Origin of the sequence: Delftia sp. JD2 (genome assembly GCF_001682645.1) — a bacterium.
Taxonomy (GTDB): Bacteria; Pseudomonadota; Gammaproteobacteria; order Burkholderiales; family Burkholderiaceae_C; genus Comamonas; species Comamonas acidovorans.
On the sequence record NZ_LFJT01000049.1, the window covers coordinates 19,448 to 35,435 of the forward strand.

A 15,988-nucleotide genomic window follows, 5' to 3' on the forward strand; every position below is an offset into this window, starting at 1 on the left:
GGGCGGCTTTGCCTCGGTATGCCTTCTTCCTCTTCCAGATCCGTGTCCATGGACAGCTCCTCCGAACCCGCCGTCGATCAGTCGCGCCTGCAGCGTTTCCTGGGCTACCGCCTCACGCGCGCGGAAATCCACATCCACAAGCTGTTCGCGCGGCGCGTGGCCGAACTGGACCTCAAGCCCAGCGAGTTCTCCATCCTGGTGCTGATCCACTCCAATCCCGGCATCTACCTGCGCCAGCTGGGCGAGGCGCTGGACATCTCGCCCTCCAACCTGGTGCCGGTGGTCGAGCGCCTGGTGCAGCGCGGGCTTATCGGGCGCCAGCCCGATCCGCGCGACCGCCGGCTGCAGCAGCTGCACATGACGGCCGAAGGCAGCGCGCTGCAGGCGCGGGCCGAGGGCGTGGTGGTGCAACTCGAAGACGAGCTGGAGCAACTGCTGACCTCCACCGAGCAGCGCCATCTGTTCGCGGCCCTGGACAAGCTCATGGCCATCCAGGAAAGCCAGCCGGGCTGAACCGCCGCGCCGCCAGCTTTCCAACCCCTGGCCGGCGCCGGCCATGCGGCGCTGCGGCACAATGCCGACCATGCTGATGTACCCGCAGATCGATCCCGTGGCCCTGCAGATCGGGCCCCTCGCCGTGCACTGGTACGGCCTGACCTATCTGGCCGCTTTCGGCCTCTTCCTCTGGCTGGGAACGCGCAGGCTGCGCCACCCGCCCTTCGTGCGCATGCAGGGCGACCGCGCCTGGACGCGCAAGGACGTGGAAGACATTCTTTTCCTGGGCGTGCTCGGCGTGGTCGTCGGCGGCCGGCTGGGCTATTGCCTGTTCTACAAGCCGGGCTACTACCTGAGCCACCCGCTGGAGATCTTCTATGTTTGGCAGGGCGGCATGAGCTTTCATGGCGGCCTGGTCGGCGTGATCGCATCCATGGTCTGGTTCGCGCGATCGCGAGCACGCTCCTGGCTGGAGGTGGCCGACTTCGTCGCGCCCTGCGTGCCCACGGGCCTGGCGGCCGGCCGCGTCGGCAACTTCATCAACGGGGAACTGTGGGGCCGCTTCGCCAGCCCCGAGCTGCCCTGGGCCATGGTCTTCCCGCAAAGCGGCTCCATGCTGCCGCGCCACCCCTCGCAGGTCTACCAGTTCCTGCTGGAAGGCCTGCTGCTGTTCGTGCTGCTGTGGCTGTATGCGCGCAAGGAGCACAAGCCGGGCCAGGTGGCGGCGGTCTTCCTCGTCGGCTACGGCGCCTTCCGCTTCATTGCCGAGTACTTCCGCGAGCCCGATGACTTCCTGGGCCTGCTGTCGCTGGGCATGAGCATGGGCCAGTGGCTGTGCGTGCCCATGGTGATCGGTGGCATCGCCATGTGGTTCTGGGCCGCGGGGCGCCCGGCCTATCCCGCCCAGGCGGGCAAGCCGGCCTGAGGCCGGCGGTACGCACGGATACGAAGCGGGCCTGGTGCCCGCTTTGTTTTTTTGTGCAAGGTTGACGGGAGAGGGGGCAGGGGCGTGCATGGGGATAGCCCGAAGACAAGAACGCGACATCGGCGTACACGGTCTGCCGTGCAGACTCTCATAATGTGAGCAGCAAAAGATTGTCATTGGCCGATTGGCGGCATGACAGTCCCGTGACCGCTTGACATGGAGGAACTTCTGAATGGGTCTGGCTACTGACTGGATTGCCCGCAATGTGTCCCGCTTTCGCAGCACCGATGCGGCTGCGCCTGCAACAAAGTCCGAGGGCGAGGCAGCCAAGGGTCCCGCGCCGCGCGGCACGGCCCAGCGCCTGCAGGCCACCCTGCGGCGCGGCCAGGAAGTGCTGTCCCCGCGCGAGCTGCGCAAGCTCATGGAAGACCTGCAGGCTGCCGCCGACGCCGGTCTGAGCGATGTCGAGGGCGGCCGCCATGCGCAACTGCTCATGGACTGGTACGCCCAGGCCGAGCTGCCTGCGCACAAGGATTTCTGGGCGCTGATCGTCGAGCAGTTCGGCCCCGATACCGAAGCCCTGATGGCCGCGCGCAAGCGCTATGACACGGCGGCCAGCGATGCCGAGCGCGGCCAGGCCGAGATGGACCTGCGCCGCGCGCTGATGTCGCCGCGCACGCGGCTGCTGCAGCGCTTTGCCCAGCCCCAGGGCGGCATGGGCTTTCTGGTGGACCTGCGCGCCGAACTGCTGGCCCTGCCCAAGGCGGAGCAGCAGCGCTTTTCCGCGCTGGACGCCGAGCTGGAGCATCTGTTTGCCAACTGGTTCGACGTGGCCCTGCTGGAGCTGCGCCGCCTGAGCTGGGACTCGCCGGCCTCGCTGATCGAAAAGCTCATCCAGTACGAGGCCGTGCACGACATCCGCAGCTGGGCCGACCTCAAGAACCGCCTGGACAGCGACCGGCGCTGCTACGGGTTCTTCCACCCGCGCATGCCCACCGTACCGCTGATCTTCGTGGAGGTGGCGCTGGTGGACCGGATGTCCGACAGCATCGCCCCGCTGCTGGACGAGACGGCGGCCGCCGCCGACCTGGGCCGCGCCACCACGGCCATCTTCTACTCCATCAGCAACACCCAGACCGGCCTGCGCGGCGTGAGCTTCGGCGACTCGCTGATCAAGCATGTGGTGGAGACGCTGACGGGCGAGTTCCCCCGGCTGCGCCATTTCGCCACGCTGTCTCCCATTCCGGGCCTGCGTGCCTGGATCGCCAAGCACGGCGATGCCATCCTGGAGAAGATGGACGAGCGCCAGCGCAAGGCCTTCGAGCTCAAGGCCGGCGGCATGGGCGCCGAGCACCTGCTGGCGGCGCTGGATGCGCCGCAGGATCTCAAGCCCGACGCACCCGTGCGCCGCGCACTGCTGTTCTGCGCTGCCCACTATCTGGGGCGCGAGACGGCCAAGGGCCGGCCGCTGGACCCGGTAGCGCGTTTTCACTTGGGCAACGGCGCGCGCGTGGAGCGGCTCAACTGGGCGGCCGACCTGTCGGCCAAGGGACTCAAGCAGTCGCTGGGGCTGATGGTCAACTACCTCTACGACCTCAAGCGCCTGGACAAGCATCGCGGCCTGCTGGCGCAGGGCCGCATACCGGTGTCCTCGGACATCGAAGCCCTGTGCAAATGAAAAGGGGCGCGGCGCAGGCCGTGCCCCTTTTCTTGCACAGGGACTGCTGCGCCTGACAACGAAGACAGCCTCAAAGAGGCGACAAGGAGACAAGTCATGCAAGCTTCCCACCCCACGGGGCGGCGCGCGGTGTTGCGCGCAGCCGGGGCCTCGATGGCCGCGCTGGCCCTGCCCATGGCAGCCCGCGCGGCGGCGGACTGGCCGTCCAAACCCGTGAACCTGGTCGTGCCGTTTCCGGCCGGCGGGGGCACCGATGCCTTTGCCCGGCCGTTCTCGGCCCAGTTCGCCAAGAGCGCGGGCAAGACCCTGGTGATCGACAACCGCGGCGGCGCAGGCGGCACCCTGGGCGCCAGCTACGCGGCCAAGCTGGCGCCGGACGGCTACAACTTCTTCATGGGCGGCACCCACCATGTGATTGCGCCGTCCATGTACCCGCGCCTGGACTATGACCTGGAGCGCGACTTCATCGCGCTGGCCCTGCTGGCCAGCGTGCCCCAGGTGCTGGTGGTCAACCCGCGCAACGTGCCGCACAAGACCGTGCAGGAGCTGCTGTCCGACCTGCGCAAGCGGCCGGGCAAGCTCAACTACGCTTCGGCGGGCGCGGGCACCTCGCACCACCTGGCCGGCGAGCTGTTCAAGCTGCAGACCAATACCTTCATCACCCACATTCCCTATCGGGGCGCGGGCCCGGCGCTGCAGGACCTGATCGCCGGCAATGTGGACATGATGTTCGACGGCCTGGGCTCGTCGGCCCAGCACATCAAGAGCGGACGCATCCGCGCGCTGATGGTCTCTGGCGACAAGCGCAACCCCGCCTTCCCCGACGTGCCCTGCGCGGCCGAGTCCGGCCTGCCCGACTACACGGTCACGACCTGGTACGGCCTGTGGGCGCCCAAGGGCACGCCGCAGGCCGTGCAGGCCCAGGTCATCGACCAGGTGCAGCGCATAGGCTCGGCCGAAGAGATCAAGTCCATCTGGGCGCGCAACGGCGCCGACTACGGCGGCATGAACCAGCAGCAGTTCGCGGCCATGGTGCATGGCGAGATCGCGCGCTGGGCGCAGGTGGTCAAGGCCTCGGGCGCCAAGCTGGAGTAGCGGACGAGGGGCCGGTCAGGGCAGGGGCAGGGCGGCGGCATGCGCGTGCATGTCACCACCCTGTCACGGGCCTTGGCTACGGTCCATCCCTTCTGAGATCCATCCTGGGAGGGAATATGAACAAGGCAGACAAGGTCCGCTCGCCCGCATCCGTGCTGCTCGCGCTGGTCCTGGCTTTCGGCACGGCCACGGGCCTGGCAGGCTGCGGCGGCAGCGACGACGGCCCCGAGACCATCGGCTCGCTGCGGCTGATCGGCGACTACAGCATCAGGACCAAGACACTGTTCGACGGCGTGGAGTTCGGCGGCATCTCCGGCCTTGACCGCGCGCCCGATGGCAGCTACTGGGCCATCTCCGATGAGCGCGGCGGCGAGCGTGGCACGCCGCGCTTCTACAACCTGGGCATTCAGTTCGATGACAAGGCCATCCAGGCCGTGACCATCCGCAAGATGGTCACGCTCAAGGGCCGCGACGGCCAGCCGCTGCCCAGCACACGCCGCACCGTGGACCCCGAAGGCATCCGCGTGGCGCCCAACGGCAACCTCTACGTGTCCAGCGAGGGCAACTTCAGCACCGACCCCGCCAGCCTGTTCCAGCCCTTTGTGCGCGAGATCAAGGTCGACGGCAGCTTCGTGCGCGACTTCGAGACGCCTGCGGCCTTCAACTACGTGGACAACACCACCAGCGGAGGGCGCAACAACAAGCTGTTCGAGGCCCTGGCCGTCACGCCCGCCGGCAGCGTATTCACGGCCAACGAGGATGCGCTGGTGGAAGACGGCCCCCTCACCACGCTGGTTGCGGGCAGCGTCATCCGCGTCCTTAAGCTCGATCCGGCCACGGGCAAGTCCGGCGCGCAGTACGCCTACCAACTGCCGAAGATTCCCCTGGACAAGGCCGCCAGCGGCAGCTTTCCGCCGGACAACGGCCTGCCCGAGCTGCTGGCCGTCTCCAACAACGAGTTCATCGCCATCGAGCGCGCCTTTGCCGATGGCGTGGGCAACACCATCCGCCTGACGCGCGCCACCATCGAGCCGGACACCACCGACGTGCGCAGCTTCAAGAGCCTGGTGGGCGCCAGCTACAAGCCCATGAAGCGCGAGCTGCTGCTGGAAATGCCCGTGACCTACCAAGGCATCAAGCTGGACAACATCGAAGGCATCTCCTGGGGTCCGCGCCTGGCCAACGGCAACCGCACCCTGGTGCTGGTGGCCGACAACAACTTCGCGGACAACCAGGTCACGCAGTTCCTGGCCTTTGAAGTGCGGCCCTGAGCCCTCTTCGGGCTACCTTGACTTGCGCGGGCGTTCGTAGCCCGCCTGCGCGGGCGCGCCCAGCACCATGTCGGTGAAGGCGCTGCCGCCTGCGCAGATGTGCTGGCGCATGGCCTCGGCGGCCACCTCCGCCTGGCCTGCGCAGATGGCGGCCACCACGGTGGCGTGCTCCTGCTGCGAGCGCGCAAGCCGGCCGGGCTTCTCGAACATGCGGCCACGGTAGGGCGTGATGCGCAGCCGCAGCAGCCGCGTCTGCTCCACGATGAAGTCGTTGCCGCTGGCCTCGTATATCAGTTCGTGCAGCTGCATGTTGGCCTGCACATAGCCTTCGGCATCCTGCGCCTGGGCGCAGGCGGCGGTGTGCGCCAGCGCCGCCTGCAGCCGCTCGCGCAGCTGCGCATGGATGCGCGTGGCAGCCAGCCGGGCCAGCACGCCTTCCAGCTCGGCCAGGCCTTCCATCATGGCCACCAGCTCGCGCGCATCCAGCCGCCGCACATAGATGCCCGAGCGCGGAACGATCTCCACCAGCCCCTTGGCCACCAGCAGCAGCAGCGCCTCGCGCACGGGGGTGCGCGAGGCGCCGAAGCGTTCGCACAGGGCCGGCTCGTCGATGGCGTCGCCGGGCCGCATGGCGCCCGAGCGCAGCTCGTCTTCCAGCGATTGCCGTATACGCTCCTGCAGGCTGGACGTGGCCGGGGTTTTCTCCAATGGCTGCTTGGCTGGAAGCATTTTCTAATTCAAATATATCTGATTGACTGACTGATACATATGACACCCAGACTCGACATCCAGGATCACCTGGCCACCATCACGCTGCAGCGTCCCGAAGCGGCCAACAAGCTGGCCCCGGAAGACCTGGGCGCGCTGGTCGCGCACATGGAGCATATCAACCACCGCGACGATGTGCGCGTGGTGGTGCTGCGCAGCGAAGGCAAGTACTTTTGCAGTGGTTATGATATATCAGAGATCCAGGGAAGCCAGACCGAGGGCAGCAGCTTCGGCGAGATGGTGGACGCCATCGAACAATGCCGCGCCGTGACCGTGGCCGCGATCCACGGCGGCGTCTACGGCGGCGCCACCGACATGGCCCTGGCCTGCGACTTTCGCGTGGGCAGCACGGCGGCCGAAATGTTCATGCCGGCCGCGCGCCTGGGCCTGCATTTCTACGCGGGCGGGCTGGAGCGCTATGTCTCGCGCCTGGGCCTGGACACGGCCAAGCGGCTGTTCCTGACCTGCGAGCGCATCCAGGCCCCGGAGATGAAGGCCTGCGGATTCCTCACCCATCTGGCCGATCCCGCCGCCTTCGCCGCGGCCGTGGAGCAGCTCACCGGCACGCTGGCCGCCATGGCGCCCATCCCCCTGTTCGGCATGAAAAAGCACCTGAACCTGATAGCGCGTGGCCGCCATGACGTGGCCGAGATCACGCGCGAGGTGCAGCGCAGCATCGCCTCCGAAGACCTGCAGGAAGGCGGCCGGGCCTGGCGCGAGAAACGCAGTCCGGAGTTCAAGGGGCGCTGAACCGCATCCTCCCGCATACACGCAGATTGCCCGTGGTGCTGCCTACCGCCCACAGCCCACGGAACCGGCGCGGCCCAACTCGGGGACACCGAGGAAGGGTCGCTCCCGCACCGAGGGTGTCGTCCCCCTTTGGGGGAAGGCGCGCAGCGACTCAGGGGGTATCAATAAACAGGAGACAAGCCATGTTCAAGCGTTTTGCACTGTCGTTGCTGCTGGCCGGATTGGCCGGTGGCGCGATGGCCCAGTCCTATCCCGCCCGGCCCGTCACGCTGGTCGTGGGATTTCCGCCCGGTGGCGGCGCCGACGCGGTGGCGCGCATCGTGGCCGACAAGGTCGGCAAGATCCTGGGCCAGCCCCTGCTGGTGGACAACCGCCCGGGCGCCGGCACCACGCTGGCCTCCGAGCATGTGGCGCGTGCAGCGCCCGACGGCTACACGCTGCTGCTGGGCAGCGCCAATATCTATGGCTCGGACCAGCTGCTCTACAAGAGCGCGCGCTATGACGGCGCGCGCAACTTCACGGGCATCACGCGCTGGAGTTCGGCCCCCATGCTGCTGGCCGTGCGCAAGGATTTTCCGGGCCAGGGCGTGGACGACCTGGTGGCGCTGGCGCGCAGCCAGCCCGACAAGCTCAGCTATTCCTCCTCGGGCGCAGGCGTGATCACGCACCTGGCCACGCTGTCGTTCGCGGGCGCCAGCGGCGGGCTGCGCATGCTGCATGTGCCGTTCAAGGGCGGTGCGCCATCGATACAGGCCGTGGCCGCCGGCGATGTGGACCTGACCTTCGGCACGCCGCCCTCGGTGCTGCCGCTGGCCCAGGCCGGCAAGCTGCGCATGCTGGCCGTGAGCACGGCAGAGCGCTCGCCGCTGTTTCCCGAGCTGCCGGGCATGAAGGAGTCCGGCGTGCCGGGCTTTGACTACACCTTCTGGTTCGGGCTGTTCGCACCGGCGGGCCTGCCCGAGGAGGTGGCCAGGAAGCTGTTCGATGCCAGCACCAAGGCCCTGGAAGACCCCGATGTGAAGGCCAGGCTGGCCAAGCAGGGCAATCTGGCAGCGCCCTCGGCATCCCTTGAGGAATTCCGTGCCTGGGCCTTGAAGGAAGGGCAGGAGTCCAAGGCCTTGACCCAGCGTTCCGGCGCCGGGCTGCAGTGAGACACCCCCTGAGGCGCCACGCGCCTTCCCCCTCTCGCTTCGCGGGGGGGACGACACCCTCGGTGCGGGAGCGGCCCTTCCTCGGTGTCCTGGTCTTGGGCCCCGCCGGTCCCACGGGTTGTGGGTGTCGCATCAAGCAATAGATAACGATATGGAAATCCCTATGAATGAACAAGCCACGGGCCTGCCGCTGGAAGGCCTTACCGTCATCGACCTCACGCGCGTGCTGGCCGGCCCCATGTGCACGCAGATGCTGGCCGACCTGGGCGCGCGCGTGATCAAGGTGGAGCAGCCCGGCACGGGCGACGATGCGCGCGGCATCGGGCCGTTTGTGGACGGGGGCTCGGCCTATTTCCTGTCGGTGAACCGCAACAAGGAATCCATTGCGCTGGACCTCAAGCAGCCGCAGGACCGCGAGGTCTTCGAGCGCCTGCTGCAAGGCGCCGATGTGCTGGTCGAGAACTTCCGCCCCGGCACCATGGACAAGCTCGGCTATGGCTGGGAGACCCTGCATGCGCGCCATCCCCGGCTGGTGATGACGTCGGTCTCTGGCTTTGGCCAGACGGGCCCCTACAGCGGCTTTCCTGCCTACGACATGGTGGTGCAGGCCATGAGCGGAATGATGAGCGTGACCGGACACCCGGGCGCCGGGCCCTGCCGCGTGGGCGTGTCCATCGGCGACCTGGGCGCGGGGCTGTACGCCGTCATCGGCACGCAGGCCGCACTCATGCGCCGCGCCCGCACGGGGCAGGGCGAGCGTGTCGATGTCTCCATGCTCGACTGCCAGGTGGCCTTGCTGGAGAACCCCGTGGCGCGGCTCGGTGCGCTGGGCAGCGTGCCGGGGCCCATGGGTACGCGGCATCCGTCCATGGCACCCTTCGATGTGTTCGCGGCGCAGGACGGCTGGTTCGTCATCGCCGTGGGCAGCGATGCGCTGTTCCGCAAGCTGTGCAGCCTGCTGCAATTGCCCGAACTGGCCGAGGACGCGCGCTTTGCCGGCAATGCCCTGCGCTGCGAGCACCAGGCCGAACTCAAGGCCGCGCTGGAGGCGCGCCTGCGGGACAGTCCCAGGGCGCATTGGCTGCGCCTGCTCACTGATAATGGCATCCCGGCGGGGGAGTACAACAGCGTGGCCGATGTCGTCGAGCATCCCCAGGTGCGCGAGCGCGGCATGCTGGCCCAGGTGCAGGCCCCCGGTGGCCAGACGCTGCGCGTGGCGGGCAACCCCTTGCTGGCCGCGTGCGATCAGCCCCTGGTGCGCAGGCAGCCGCCCGCGCTGGACGCGGACCGCGAGCGCATCCTGCGCGAGCTGTCCGTGGCGCAGCCTTCGCCCAACCATGAACGTGCCTGAGATTTCCCTGCTTCCCGCGGACTCTTCCTTCTTCTTCACAGCCATGACCAACCGCAATCTGTTCGCTGCCTTGCGCGCCGCCTTTCCCCAGGATCTGCAGAAGTGGGCCGTAGAGGCCATAGGCGCGGACGGCGCCAGCCTGTTCTACAGCTGGGCCGACCTGGACCGTGGCAGCGCGCGCATGGCCAACCTGCTGCAGTCGCTGCAACTGCCGCCCGCCAGCCGCATCGCCGTGCAGGTGGAAAAGTCGGTCGAGGCGCTGATGCTCTACCTGGCCACGCTGCGCAGCGGCCATGTCTTCCTGCCGCTGAACACGGCCTACCAGAGCGCCGAGATCGAATACTTCGTGGGCAATGCCGAGCCCGCCGTCGTGGTCTGCGCGCCGGGCAATTTCGGCTGGGTCTCCAAGATCGCCTTCACCTCGGGCGTGGCCCATGTCTACACCCTGGGCGACGACCGCAGCGGCACGCTGCTGGAACGCGCGGCCCACCATGGCGACGAGCATGAGGTGGTGGAGCGCGGCGAGGACGACCTTGCCGCCATCCTCTACACCAGCGGCACCACGGGCCGCAGCAAGGGGGCGATGCTCACGCACGGCAACATGCTGTCCAACGCCGAGACGCTCAAGGACTACTGGGGCTGGCAGGACGGCGACGTGCTCATCCACGCGCTGCCCATCTTCCATGTGCACGGGCTGTTCGTGGCCATCCACGGCGCGCTGATCAATGGCAGCCCCATGATCTGGCTGTCGAAGTTCGAGCCCGGCACGGTGATCTCGCGCATGCGCGACGCCACCGTCTTCATGGGCGTGCCCACGCTCTATGTGCGCATGCTGGCGGACGCGCGGCTCACGCGCGAGGCGGCGGCCCACATGCGGCTGTTCATCTCGGGCTCGGCCCCCATGCTGGTGGAGACGCACCGCGACTGGCAGGAGCGCACCGGCCATGTCATCCTGGAGCGCTACGGCATGAGCGAGACCATCATGCTGACCTCCAATCCCTACCGCGCCGACGCGCACAACGGCGGCCAGTCCGAGCGCCGCGCCGGCACCGTGGGCTTTGCGCTGCCCGGCGTGGGCGTGCGCATCGTGGACGACGCAAGCGAGCAGGTGCCCGTGGGCGAGATCGGCAATATCCAGGTGCGCGGCCCCAATGTGTTCAAGGGCTACTGGCGCATGCCCGAGAAGACGGCCGAGGAGTTCACGGCCGATGGCTGGTTCCGCACGGGCGACGTGGGCAAGCTCGACGAGCGGGGCTATGTGAGCATCGTGGGCCGCAGCAAGGACCTGATCATCTCGGGCGGCTACAACGTCTATCCGGCCGAGATCGAAGGCTTCATCAACGAGCTGCCCGGCGTGGCCGAAAGCGCCCTGGTCGGCGTGCCGCACCCGGACTTCGGCGAAGTGGGCGTGGCCGTGGTCGTGCCGCGCCCCGGTGCCGCCCTGGAGCCCCAGGCGGTGGTCGATGCGCTCAAGGGCCAACTGGCCAATTTCAAGATTCCCAAGCGCTGCTTCGTGGTGCAGGAGCTGCCGCGCAACACCATGGGCAAGGTGCAGAAGAACCTGCTGCGCGACGAACACAAGCAGCTGTTCGCCTGAGTTGGCGCCAGGGTGCGGATTGCGCCCTGGCCTGATTGAAAAAGCAAAAGGCATCGGCGCCGCCGATGCCTTTTTTTGTGTGGCGGCCGCCGAGGCTGCCGCTACCCTTCAACGCAGGACGAGCACGGGGATATGGGTGTGCGTGAGCACATGCTGCGTCTCGCTGCCCAGCAGCAGGCGCTGCAGGCCCTTGCGTCCGTGCGAGGCCATGACGATGAGATCGCAGTCGCGGCGCTTGGCCACGTCGATCACGCTTTCGGCGACCAGGTCGGACTTGACGATCTCGGTGGTCACGTTGACCTTCAGAGCCTGTCCCTTGGCATGGATGGCATCCAGCACGGTCTGCGCGTTGGAAGTCCACTGGCCTTCGATGCGCTCGATCTGCTTGAGGTCCACGGTCTCGCCGCCCTCGAAGTAGCTGCGCGGATAGTGTTGCACCACCTGGACGACGACGACGCTGGCGCCGCACAGCGCGGCAAGGCCCAGCCCCCTGTCCACGGCCTTGTCGGAAAGCTCGGAACCGTCGGTGGCGATCAGGATGCGGTTGTACATGCGTGCTCCTTTCGTGTGTGCTGATGGATGGGATGAAGTCAGCATAGACCCAACCATGAGTTAACGGTTGATTAATGTCAATACGCTTATCATGCGGCCCGATTACGCTAAGAACCATGCCCCACACCACGATAGCCCCATCCAGCGAGGCGGCAGTGGCGGCGCTTGATTCAGGCCCCTCGCCCTCGCAGCAGGCCACCGCCCGGCTGCTGGATGACCCGCAGGAGTGGAGTTCGTTCGGACGGCCCGCAGGCCCCGCAACTCCCGCCGACCCTTCCAAGGAACCTACCGACTTTCCCGCCTGGGATTCGCACGTCGTTCTGGAAGGCATGCACTGTGCCGCATGCGCCCTGACCATCGAGGATGCGCTGCGTGCCGTGCCCGGAGTGGAGAAGGCCGAAGTCAGTGCTGCCACGCGCCGCGCCCGTGTCACCTGGCGCCATGCGCAGGTGCTTCCCTCCGAGTGGATGGAGGCCGTGCGGCGCGCCGGCTACCAGGCGCTTCCCGCACGCGATGCCTTTGCGCGCGAGCGCCGCCAGGCCGAGAGCCGCCGTGCGCTGTGGCGCTGGCTGGTGGCCGGCTTTTGCATGATGCAGGTCATGATGTATGCGTGGCCCGCCTACGTGGCCCGCCCCGGCGACCTGTCGCAGGAGATGGAGACGCTGCTGCGCTGGGCCTCCTGGGTCATCTCGCTGCCCGTGGTGCTGTTTTGCTGCGGCCCCTTCTTCTCCAGCGCGCTGCGCGACATACGCCAGCGCCGCGTGAGCATGGACCTGCCCGTGGCCCTGGGCATGCTGATCACCTTCGTGATCAGTTCGCTGGGCACCTTCGATCCTTCGGGGCCCTTCGGCGAGGAAGTCTTCTACGACTCGCTGACCATGTTCGTCTTCTTCCTGCTGTCCGGCCGCTGGCTGGAGCTGCGCCTGCGCGACCGCACGGCCGGCGCGCTGGAAGCGGTGATGAACCGCCTGCCCGATGCCGTGCTGCGCGAGAACGCAGCCGGCCATTTCGAGCGCGTGGCCACGCGCCGCCTGCGGGCGGGCGACCGGGTGCGCGTGCTCAGTGGCGAGGCCTTCCCGGCCGACGGCACCATCGTGCGCGGCCGCACCCATGCCGACGAGGCCCTGCTCACCGGCGAGTCCACGCCCGTGCTGCGTGCCGAGGGCGATACCGTCACGGCCGGCAGCTACAACCTGGATGCCGTGGTCGATGTGCGCGTGGATGGCGTGGGCGCCGATACGCGCTTCGCCCAGATCGTGGGCCTGATGGAAAGCGCCTCGCTGCAAAAGCCGCGCCTGGCCCAGCTGGCCGACAAGGTGGCGCGGCCTTTTCTCGTCGTGGTGCTGCTGGCTGCGCTGGGCGCTGCCATCTGGTGGTGGCCCACCGATCCCGGCAAGGCCATGATGGTGGCGGTGGCCGTGCTCATCGTGACCTGCCCCTGCGCGCTGTCGCTGGCCACGCCCGTGGCCATGCTCACCGCCGCCGGCACGCTGGCGCGCAGCGGCGTGCTGGTGCGCAACCTGCAGGGCCTGGAGGCGCTGGCCGCCGTGGACACCCTGGTGTTCGACAAGACCGGCACGCTCACGCGCGATGGCCTGGCCCTGTCGTCCTTCGAGCCTGCTGCGGGCGAAGATGCCGACGAAGTGCTGGCACTGGCGGCGCTGCTGGCGCGCCAGTCCATCCACCCGGCCTCGCGCGCCATTGCGCAGGCCGGCGCCGATGCCGCCACCGACTGGAAGCTGGACACCATGCAGGAAATGGCCGGCCTGGGCCTGGACGCCTGGGTGCAGCGCCCCGGCGCGCGCCGCCATCTGCGGCTGGGCTCGGCCCTGCACGCAGGCCTGGCCGGGGAGCAGCCCGTGCAGGGTGTGCTGCTGGCCGAGGAGACCTCGCAGGGCTGGCACACACTGGCCCGCTTCGTCCTCAGCGAGGACGTGCGGCCCGAGGCCGCCGCCGTGGTGCAGGCGCTGCACCGGCATGGCGTGCAGGTGATGCTGCTGTCCGGCGACCGCGAGGACGCGGCCCGCGCCATGGCGGCGCGCGTGGGCATCACCCAGGCCGAAGGCGGCTGCAGCCCGCAGGACAAGCTGGAGCGCCTGCAGCAGGCGCAGGCTGGCGGCCACCACGTGGCCATGGTGGGCGACGGCCTCAACGACGGCCCAGTTTTAGCTGGAGCGCATGTCTCTTTTGCTTTTGGTAGAGCAGTGCCCCTGGCACAATCGCGCGCAGATTTCGTTGTTCTGGGTGACAGCCTGGAACTGGTACTCCAGGCATGCCTGTTGTCGCGCCGCACGCTGCAGGTGGTGCGCCAGAACATGGCCTGGGCAGCCGCTTACAACGCGGTGTCGATTCCGCTGGCCCTGGCGGGCTTCATGCCTGCCTGGGTGGCCGGACTGGGAATGGCACTGAGTTCGCTGCTGGTGGTGATGAATGCCGCGCGCCTTGCGCGCAGCCTGCCACTGGCTGCAACGAAACACACGGGCACGCCTGCTGCGCCCGCAGCGTCCGTCGCGATGAAGACGGGCTCCACCGCAACGGTGGGGAGGTTCTGATGGAAATACACCCCCTGAGCGGCTGCGCCGCTTCCCCCTCTCTCGCTTCGCGGGAGGGGAACGACACCTTCGCCGCGAGGCGGCTCTTGCTCGGTGTCACTGAGCTGGATCGCGCCCGTTCTGGGGGCAAGGCGTGGCGCGTCAGCGCCACGGGGAACTGACCATGGATATTTTGTATTTGCTGATCCCGCTGTCGGTGGTGCTGGTGCTGGCCATCCTTGCGGCCCTGTGGTGGGCCGTATATCGCGGGCAGTTCGAGAGTGTGGAGCAAGAGGGTGAGCGCATTCTTCGGGACGATTGACGTGGGTCAACACGCCCGGGAGCGAAGAACGTAACACTTTGATAGCAATCTAAGGGGTGCACGATGGATAGTTCAAATAAAAACGCTGTCTATTACGACGATTCCGTCGTAAGGCAGTTCTCTATCATGGCCGTCGTCTGGGGGGTGGTAGGCATGGCTGTCGGGGTGTTGATCGCCTCGCAGCTGGCCTGGCCGGAACTCAACTTCGGCATTCCATGGCTGAGCTACGGACGCCTGCGTCCGCTGCACACGAACGCCGTGATCTTTGCCTTTGGCGGATCGGCGCTGTTCGCAACCAGCTACTACGTGGTGCAGCGCACCTGCCAGACGCGGCTGTTCATGCCCAAGCTGGCCAGCCTGACATTCTGGGGCTGGCAGATCGTCATTCTCGCCGCCGCCATCAGCCTGCCGCTGGGCTACACCCAGGGCAAGGAGTACGCCGAGCTGGAGTGGCCGATCGACCTGCTGATCGCCGTGACCTGGGTCTCGTATGCCATCGTGTTCTTCGGAACCATCGGCATCCGCAAGGTCCGTCACATCTACGTGGCCAACTGGTTCTTCGGCGCCTTCATCATCGCCGTGGCACTGCTGCACATCGTCAACAGCGCAGCCATTCCGGCCGGCTGGATGAAGAGCTACTCGGCCTACGCCGGCGTGCAGGACGCGATGGTGCAGTGGTGGTACGGCCATAACGCCGTGGGCTTCTTCCTGACCGCGGGCTTCCTGGGCATGATGTATTACTTCATCCCCAAGCAGGCTGGCCGTCCGGTCTACAGCTACCGCCTGTCCATCGTCCACTTCTGGGCGCTGATCTTCACCTACATGTGGGCGGGTCCTCACCACCTGCACTACACCGCGCTGCCCGACTGGACGCAGTCCGTGGGCATGGTGTTCTCGCTGATCCTGCTGGCTCCCAGCTGGGGCGGCATGATCAACGGCGTGATGACGCTGTCGGGCGCATGGCACAAGCTGCGCGACGACCCCATCCTGCGCTTCCTGATCGTGTCGCTGTCGTTCTACGGCATGTCCACGTTCGAAGGTCCGATGATGTCCATCAAGACCGTCAACGCGCTGTCGCACTACACGGACTGGACCGTGGGCCACGTTCACTCGGGCGCCCTGGGCTGGGTGGGCCTGATCACCATGGGCTCGCTGTACTACCTGATCCCGCGCCTGTTCGGCAAGACCAAGATGCACTCGGTGGGCGCCATCGAACTGCACTTCTGGATGGCCACCATCGGCATCGTGCTGTACATCGCCGCGATGTGGATCGCCGGTGTGATGCAGGGCCTGATGTGGCGCGCCGTCAATCCCGATGGCACGCTGACCTACACCTTCGTCGAAAGCGTCAAGGCCAGCTATCCGTTCTACGTGATCCGCGTGGCCGGTGGCCTGCTGTACCTGGGCGGCATGCTGGTCATGCTGTGGAACACCTGGAAGACCGCGATCTCGGGCCGTTCGGTGAAGGTGGCCGTGCCTGCCGTCGTGGCCCACGCCTGAGC

Annotated in this window: 14 protein-coding genes; 12 read left to right on the plus strand and 2 right to left on the minus strand. The window is 67.5% G+C overall.

What is annotated here, in order from left to right; genetic code table 11:
- The first annotated feature begins 48 nt into the window (after positions 1–48).
- From ACM14_RS22385 to ACM14_RS22405, 5 genes are all read left to right on the plus strand, one after another.
- Positions 49–513, plus strand: coding sequence for a MarR family winged helix-turn-helix transcriptional regulator (locus ACM14_RS22385; protein ID WP_034391791.1), 465 nt, complete (start codon positions 49–51; stop codon positions 511–513).
- Between the two features lie 61 nt (positions 514–574).
- Positions 575–1,420, plus strand: coding sequence for a prolipoprotein diacylglyceryl transferase (gene lgt / locus ACM14_RS22390; RefSeq protein ID WP_225614206.1), 846 nt, complete (start codon positions 575–577; stop codon positions 1,418–1,420).
- 232 nt (positions 1,421–1,652) lie between these two features.
- Positions 1,653–3,098, plus strand: coding sequence for a malonyl-CoA decarboxylase (locus ACM14_RS22395; RefSeq protein ID WP_065347340.1), 1,446 nt, complete (start codon positions 1,653–1,655; stop codon positions 3,096–3,098).
- Positions 3,099–3,194: 96 nt separating this feature from the next.
- Positions 3,195–4,193 (plus strand): tripartite tricarboxylate transporter substrate binding protein, encoded by a 999-nt coding sequence (locus tag ACM14_RS22400; protein WP_012204613.1) that lies wholly within the window; start codon positions 3,195–3,197, stop codon positions 4,191–4,193.
- A 116-nt stretch (positions 4,194–4,309) separates the two neighbouring features.
- Entirely contained in the window at positions 4,310–5,464 is a 1,155-nt protein-coding gene (locus tag ACM14_RS22405) for an esterase-like activity of phytase family protein (RefSeq protein WP_065347341.1), read from the plus strand.
- A gap of 12 nt (positions 5,465–5,476) precedes the next feature.
- Here ACM14_RS22405 and ACM14_RS22410 read toward each other — a convergent pair whose 3' ends face one another.
- Positions 5,477–6,193: a GntR family transcriptional regulator gene (locus ACM14_RS22410; protein WP_013803234.1), complete on the minus strand. Its 717-nt coding sequence runs from the start codon at positions 6,191–6,193 to the stop codon at positions 5,477–5,479.
- A gap of 39 nt (positions 6,194–6,232) precedes the next feature.
- Here ACM14_RS22410 and ACM14_RS22415 point away from each other — a divergent pair, with 39 nt between their 5' ends.
- From ACM14_RS22415 to ACM14_RS22430, 4 genes are all read left to right on the plus strand, one after another.
- Complete coding sequence (locus ACM14_RS22415; RefSeq protein ID WP_012204616.1) at positions 6,233–6,982, plus strand: enoyl-CoA hydratase/isomerase family protein; 750 nt, start codon at positions 6,233–6,235, stop codon at positions 6,980–6,982.
- A gap of 182 nt (positions 6,983–7,164) precedes the next feature.
- Positions 7,165–8,133, plus strand: coding sequence for a tripartite tricarboxylate transporter substrate binding protein (locus tag ACM14_RS22420; RefSeq protein WP_065347342.1), 969 nt, complete (start codon positions 7,165–7,167; stop codon positions 8,131–8,133).
- 163 nt (positions 8,134–8,296) lie between these two features.
- Positions 8,297–9,484, plus strand: coding sequence for a CaiB/BaiF CoA-transferase family protein (locus ACM14_RS22425; RefSeq protein ID WP_043781451.1), 1,188 nt, complete (start codon positions 8,297–8,299; stop codon positions 9,482–9,484).
- Between the two features lie 43 nt (positions 9,485–9,527).
- On the plus strand, positions 9,528–11,081 hold the full coding sequence (locus ACM14_RS22430) for a malonyl-CoA synthase (RefSeq protein WP_065347348.1): 1,554 nt from the start codon (positions 9,528–9,530) through the stop codon (positions 11,079–11,081).
- 108 nt (positions 11,082–11,189) lie between these two features.
- Here ACM14_RS22430 and ACM14_RS22435 read toward each other — a convergent pair whose 3' ends face one another.
- Entirely contained in the window at positions 11,190–11,633 is a 444-nt protein-coding gene (locus tag ACM14_RS22435; RefSeq protein ID WP_065347343.1) for a universal stress protein, read from the minus strand.
- Between the two features lie 116 nt (positions 11,634–11,749).
- Here ACM14_RS22435 and ACM14_RS22440 point away from each other — a divergent pair, with 116 nt between their 5' ends.
- From ACM14_RS22440 to ccoN, 3 genes are all read left to right on the plus strand, one after another.
- Entirely contained in the window at positions 11,750–14,185 is a 2,436-nt protein-coding gene (locus tag ACM14_RS22440; RefSeq protein ID WP_065347344.1) for a cation-translocating P-type ATPase, read from the plus strand.
- Between the two features lie 163 nt (positions 14,186–14,348).
- Positions 14,349–14,486: a cbb3-type cytochrome oxidase assembly protein CcoS gene (ccoS, locus tag ACM14_RS22445; protein ID WP_013803228.1), complete on the plus strand. Its 138-nt coding sequence runs from the start codon at positions 14,349–14,351 to the stop codon at positions 14,484–14,486.
- 63 nt (positions 14,487–14,549) lie between these two features.
- Positions 14,550–15,986 carry a cytochrome-c oxidase, cbb3-type subunit I gene (gene ccoN, locus ACM14_RS22450; protein WP_063326627.1) on the plus strand — a complete coding sequence of 479 codons (1,437 nt, stop codon included), beginning with the start codon at positions 14,550–14,552 and terminating at the stop codon, positions 15,984–15,986.
- Positions 15,987–15,988 lie beyond the last annotated feature (2 nt).

Coding starts and splice junctions, on each gene's coding strand:
- ACM14_RS22430 (WP_065347348.1), top strand. CDS start 9,528: ATGACCAACCGCAATCTGTTCGCTGCCTTGCGCGCCGCCTTTCCCCAG.
- ccoN (WP_063326627.1), top strand. CDS start 14,550: ATGGATAGTTCAAATAAAAACGCTGTCTATTACGACGATTCCGTCGTA.
- ACM14_RS22440 (WP_065347344.1), top strand. CDS start 11,750: ATGCCCCACACCACGATAGCCCCATCCAGCGAGGCGGCAGTGGCGGCG.
- ACM14_RS22385 (WP_034391791.1), top strand. CDS start 49: ATGGACAGCTCCTCCGAACCCGCCGTCGATCAGTCGCGCCTGCAGCGT.
- ACM14_RS22400 (WP_012204613.1), top strand. CDS start 3,195: ATGCAAGCTTCCCACCCCACGGGGCGGCGCGCGGTGTTGCGCGCAGCC.
- ACM14_RS22435 (WP_065347343.1), bottom strand. CDS start 11,633: ATGTACAACCGCATCCTGATCGCCACCGACGGTTCCGAGCTTTCCGAC.
- ACM14_RS22405 (WP_065347341.1), top strand. CDS start 4,310: ATGAACAAGGCAGACAAGGTCCGCTCGCCCGCATCCGTGCTGCTCGCG.
- ACM14_RS22410 (WP_013803234.1), bottom strand. CDS start 6,193: ATGCTTCCAGCCAAGCAGCCATTGGAGAAAACCCCGGCCACGTCCAGC.
- ACM14_RS22395 (WP_065347340.1), top strand. CDS start 1,653: ATGGGTCTGGCTACTGACTGGATTGCCCGCAATGTGTCCCGCTTTCGC.
- ACM14_RS22425 (WP_043781451.1), top strand. CDS start 8,297: ATGAATGAACAAGCCACGGGCCTGCCGCTGGAAGGCCTTACCGTCATC.
- lgt (WP_225614206.1), top strand. CDS start 575: ATGCCGACCATGCTGATGTACCCGCAGATCGATCCCGTGGCCCTGCAG.
- ACM14_RS22415 (WP_012204616.1), top strand. CDS start 6,233: ATGACACCCAGACTCGACATCCAGGATCACCTGGCCACCATCACGCTG.
- ACM14_RS22420 (WP_065347342.1), top strand. CDS start 7,165: ATGTTCAAGCGTTTTGCACTGTCGTTGCTGCTGGCCGGATTGGCCGGT.
- ccoS (WP_013803228.1), top strand. CDS start 14,349: ATGGATATTTTGTATTTGCTGATCCCGCTGTCGGTGGTGCTGGTGCTG.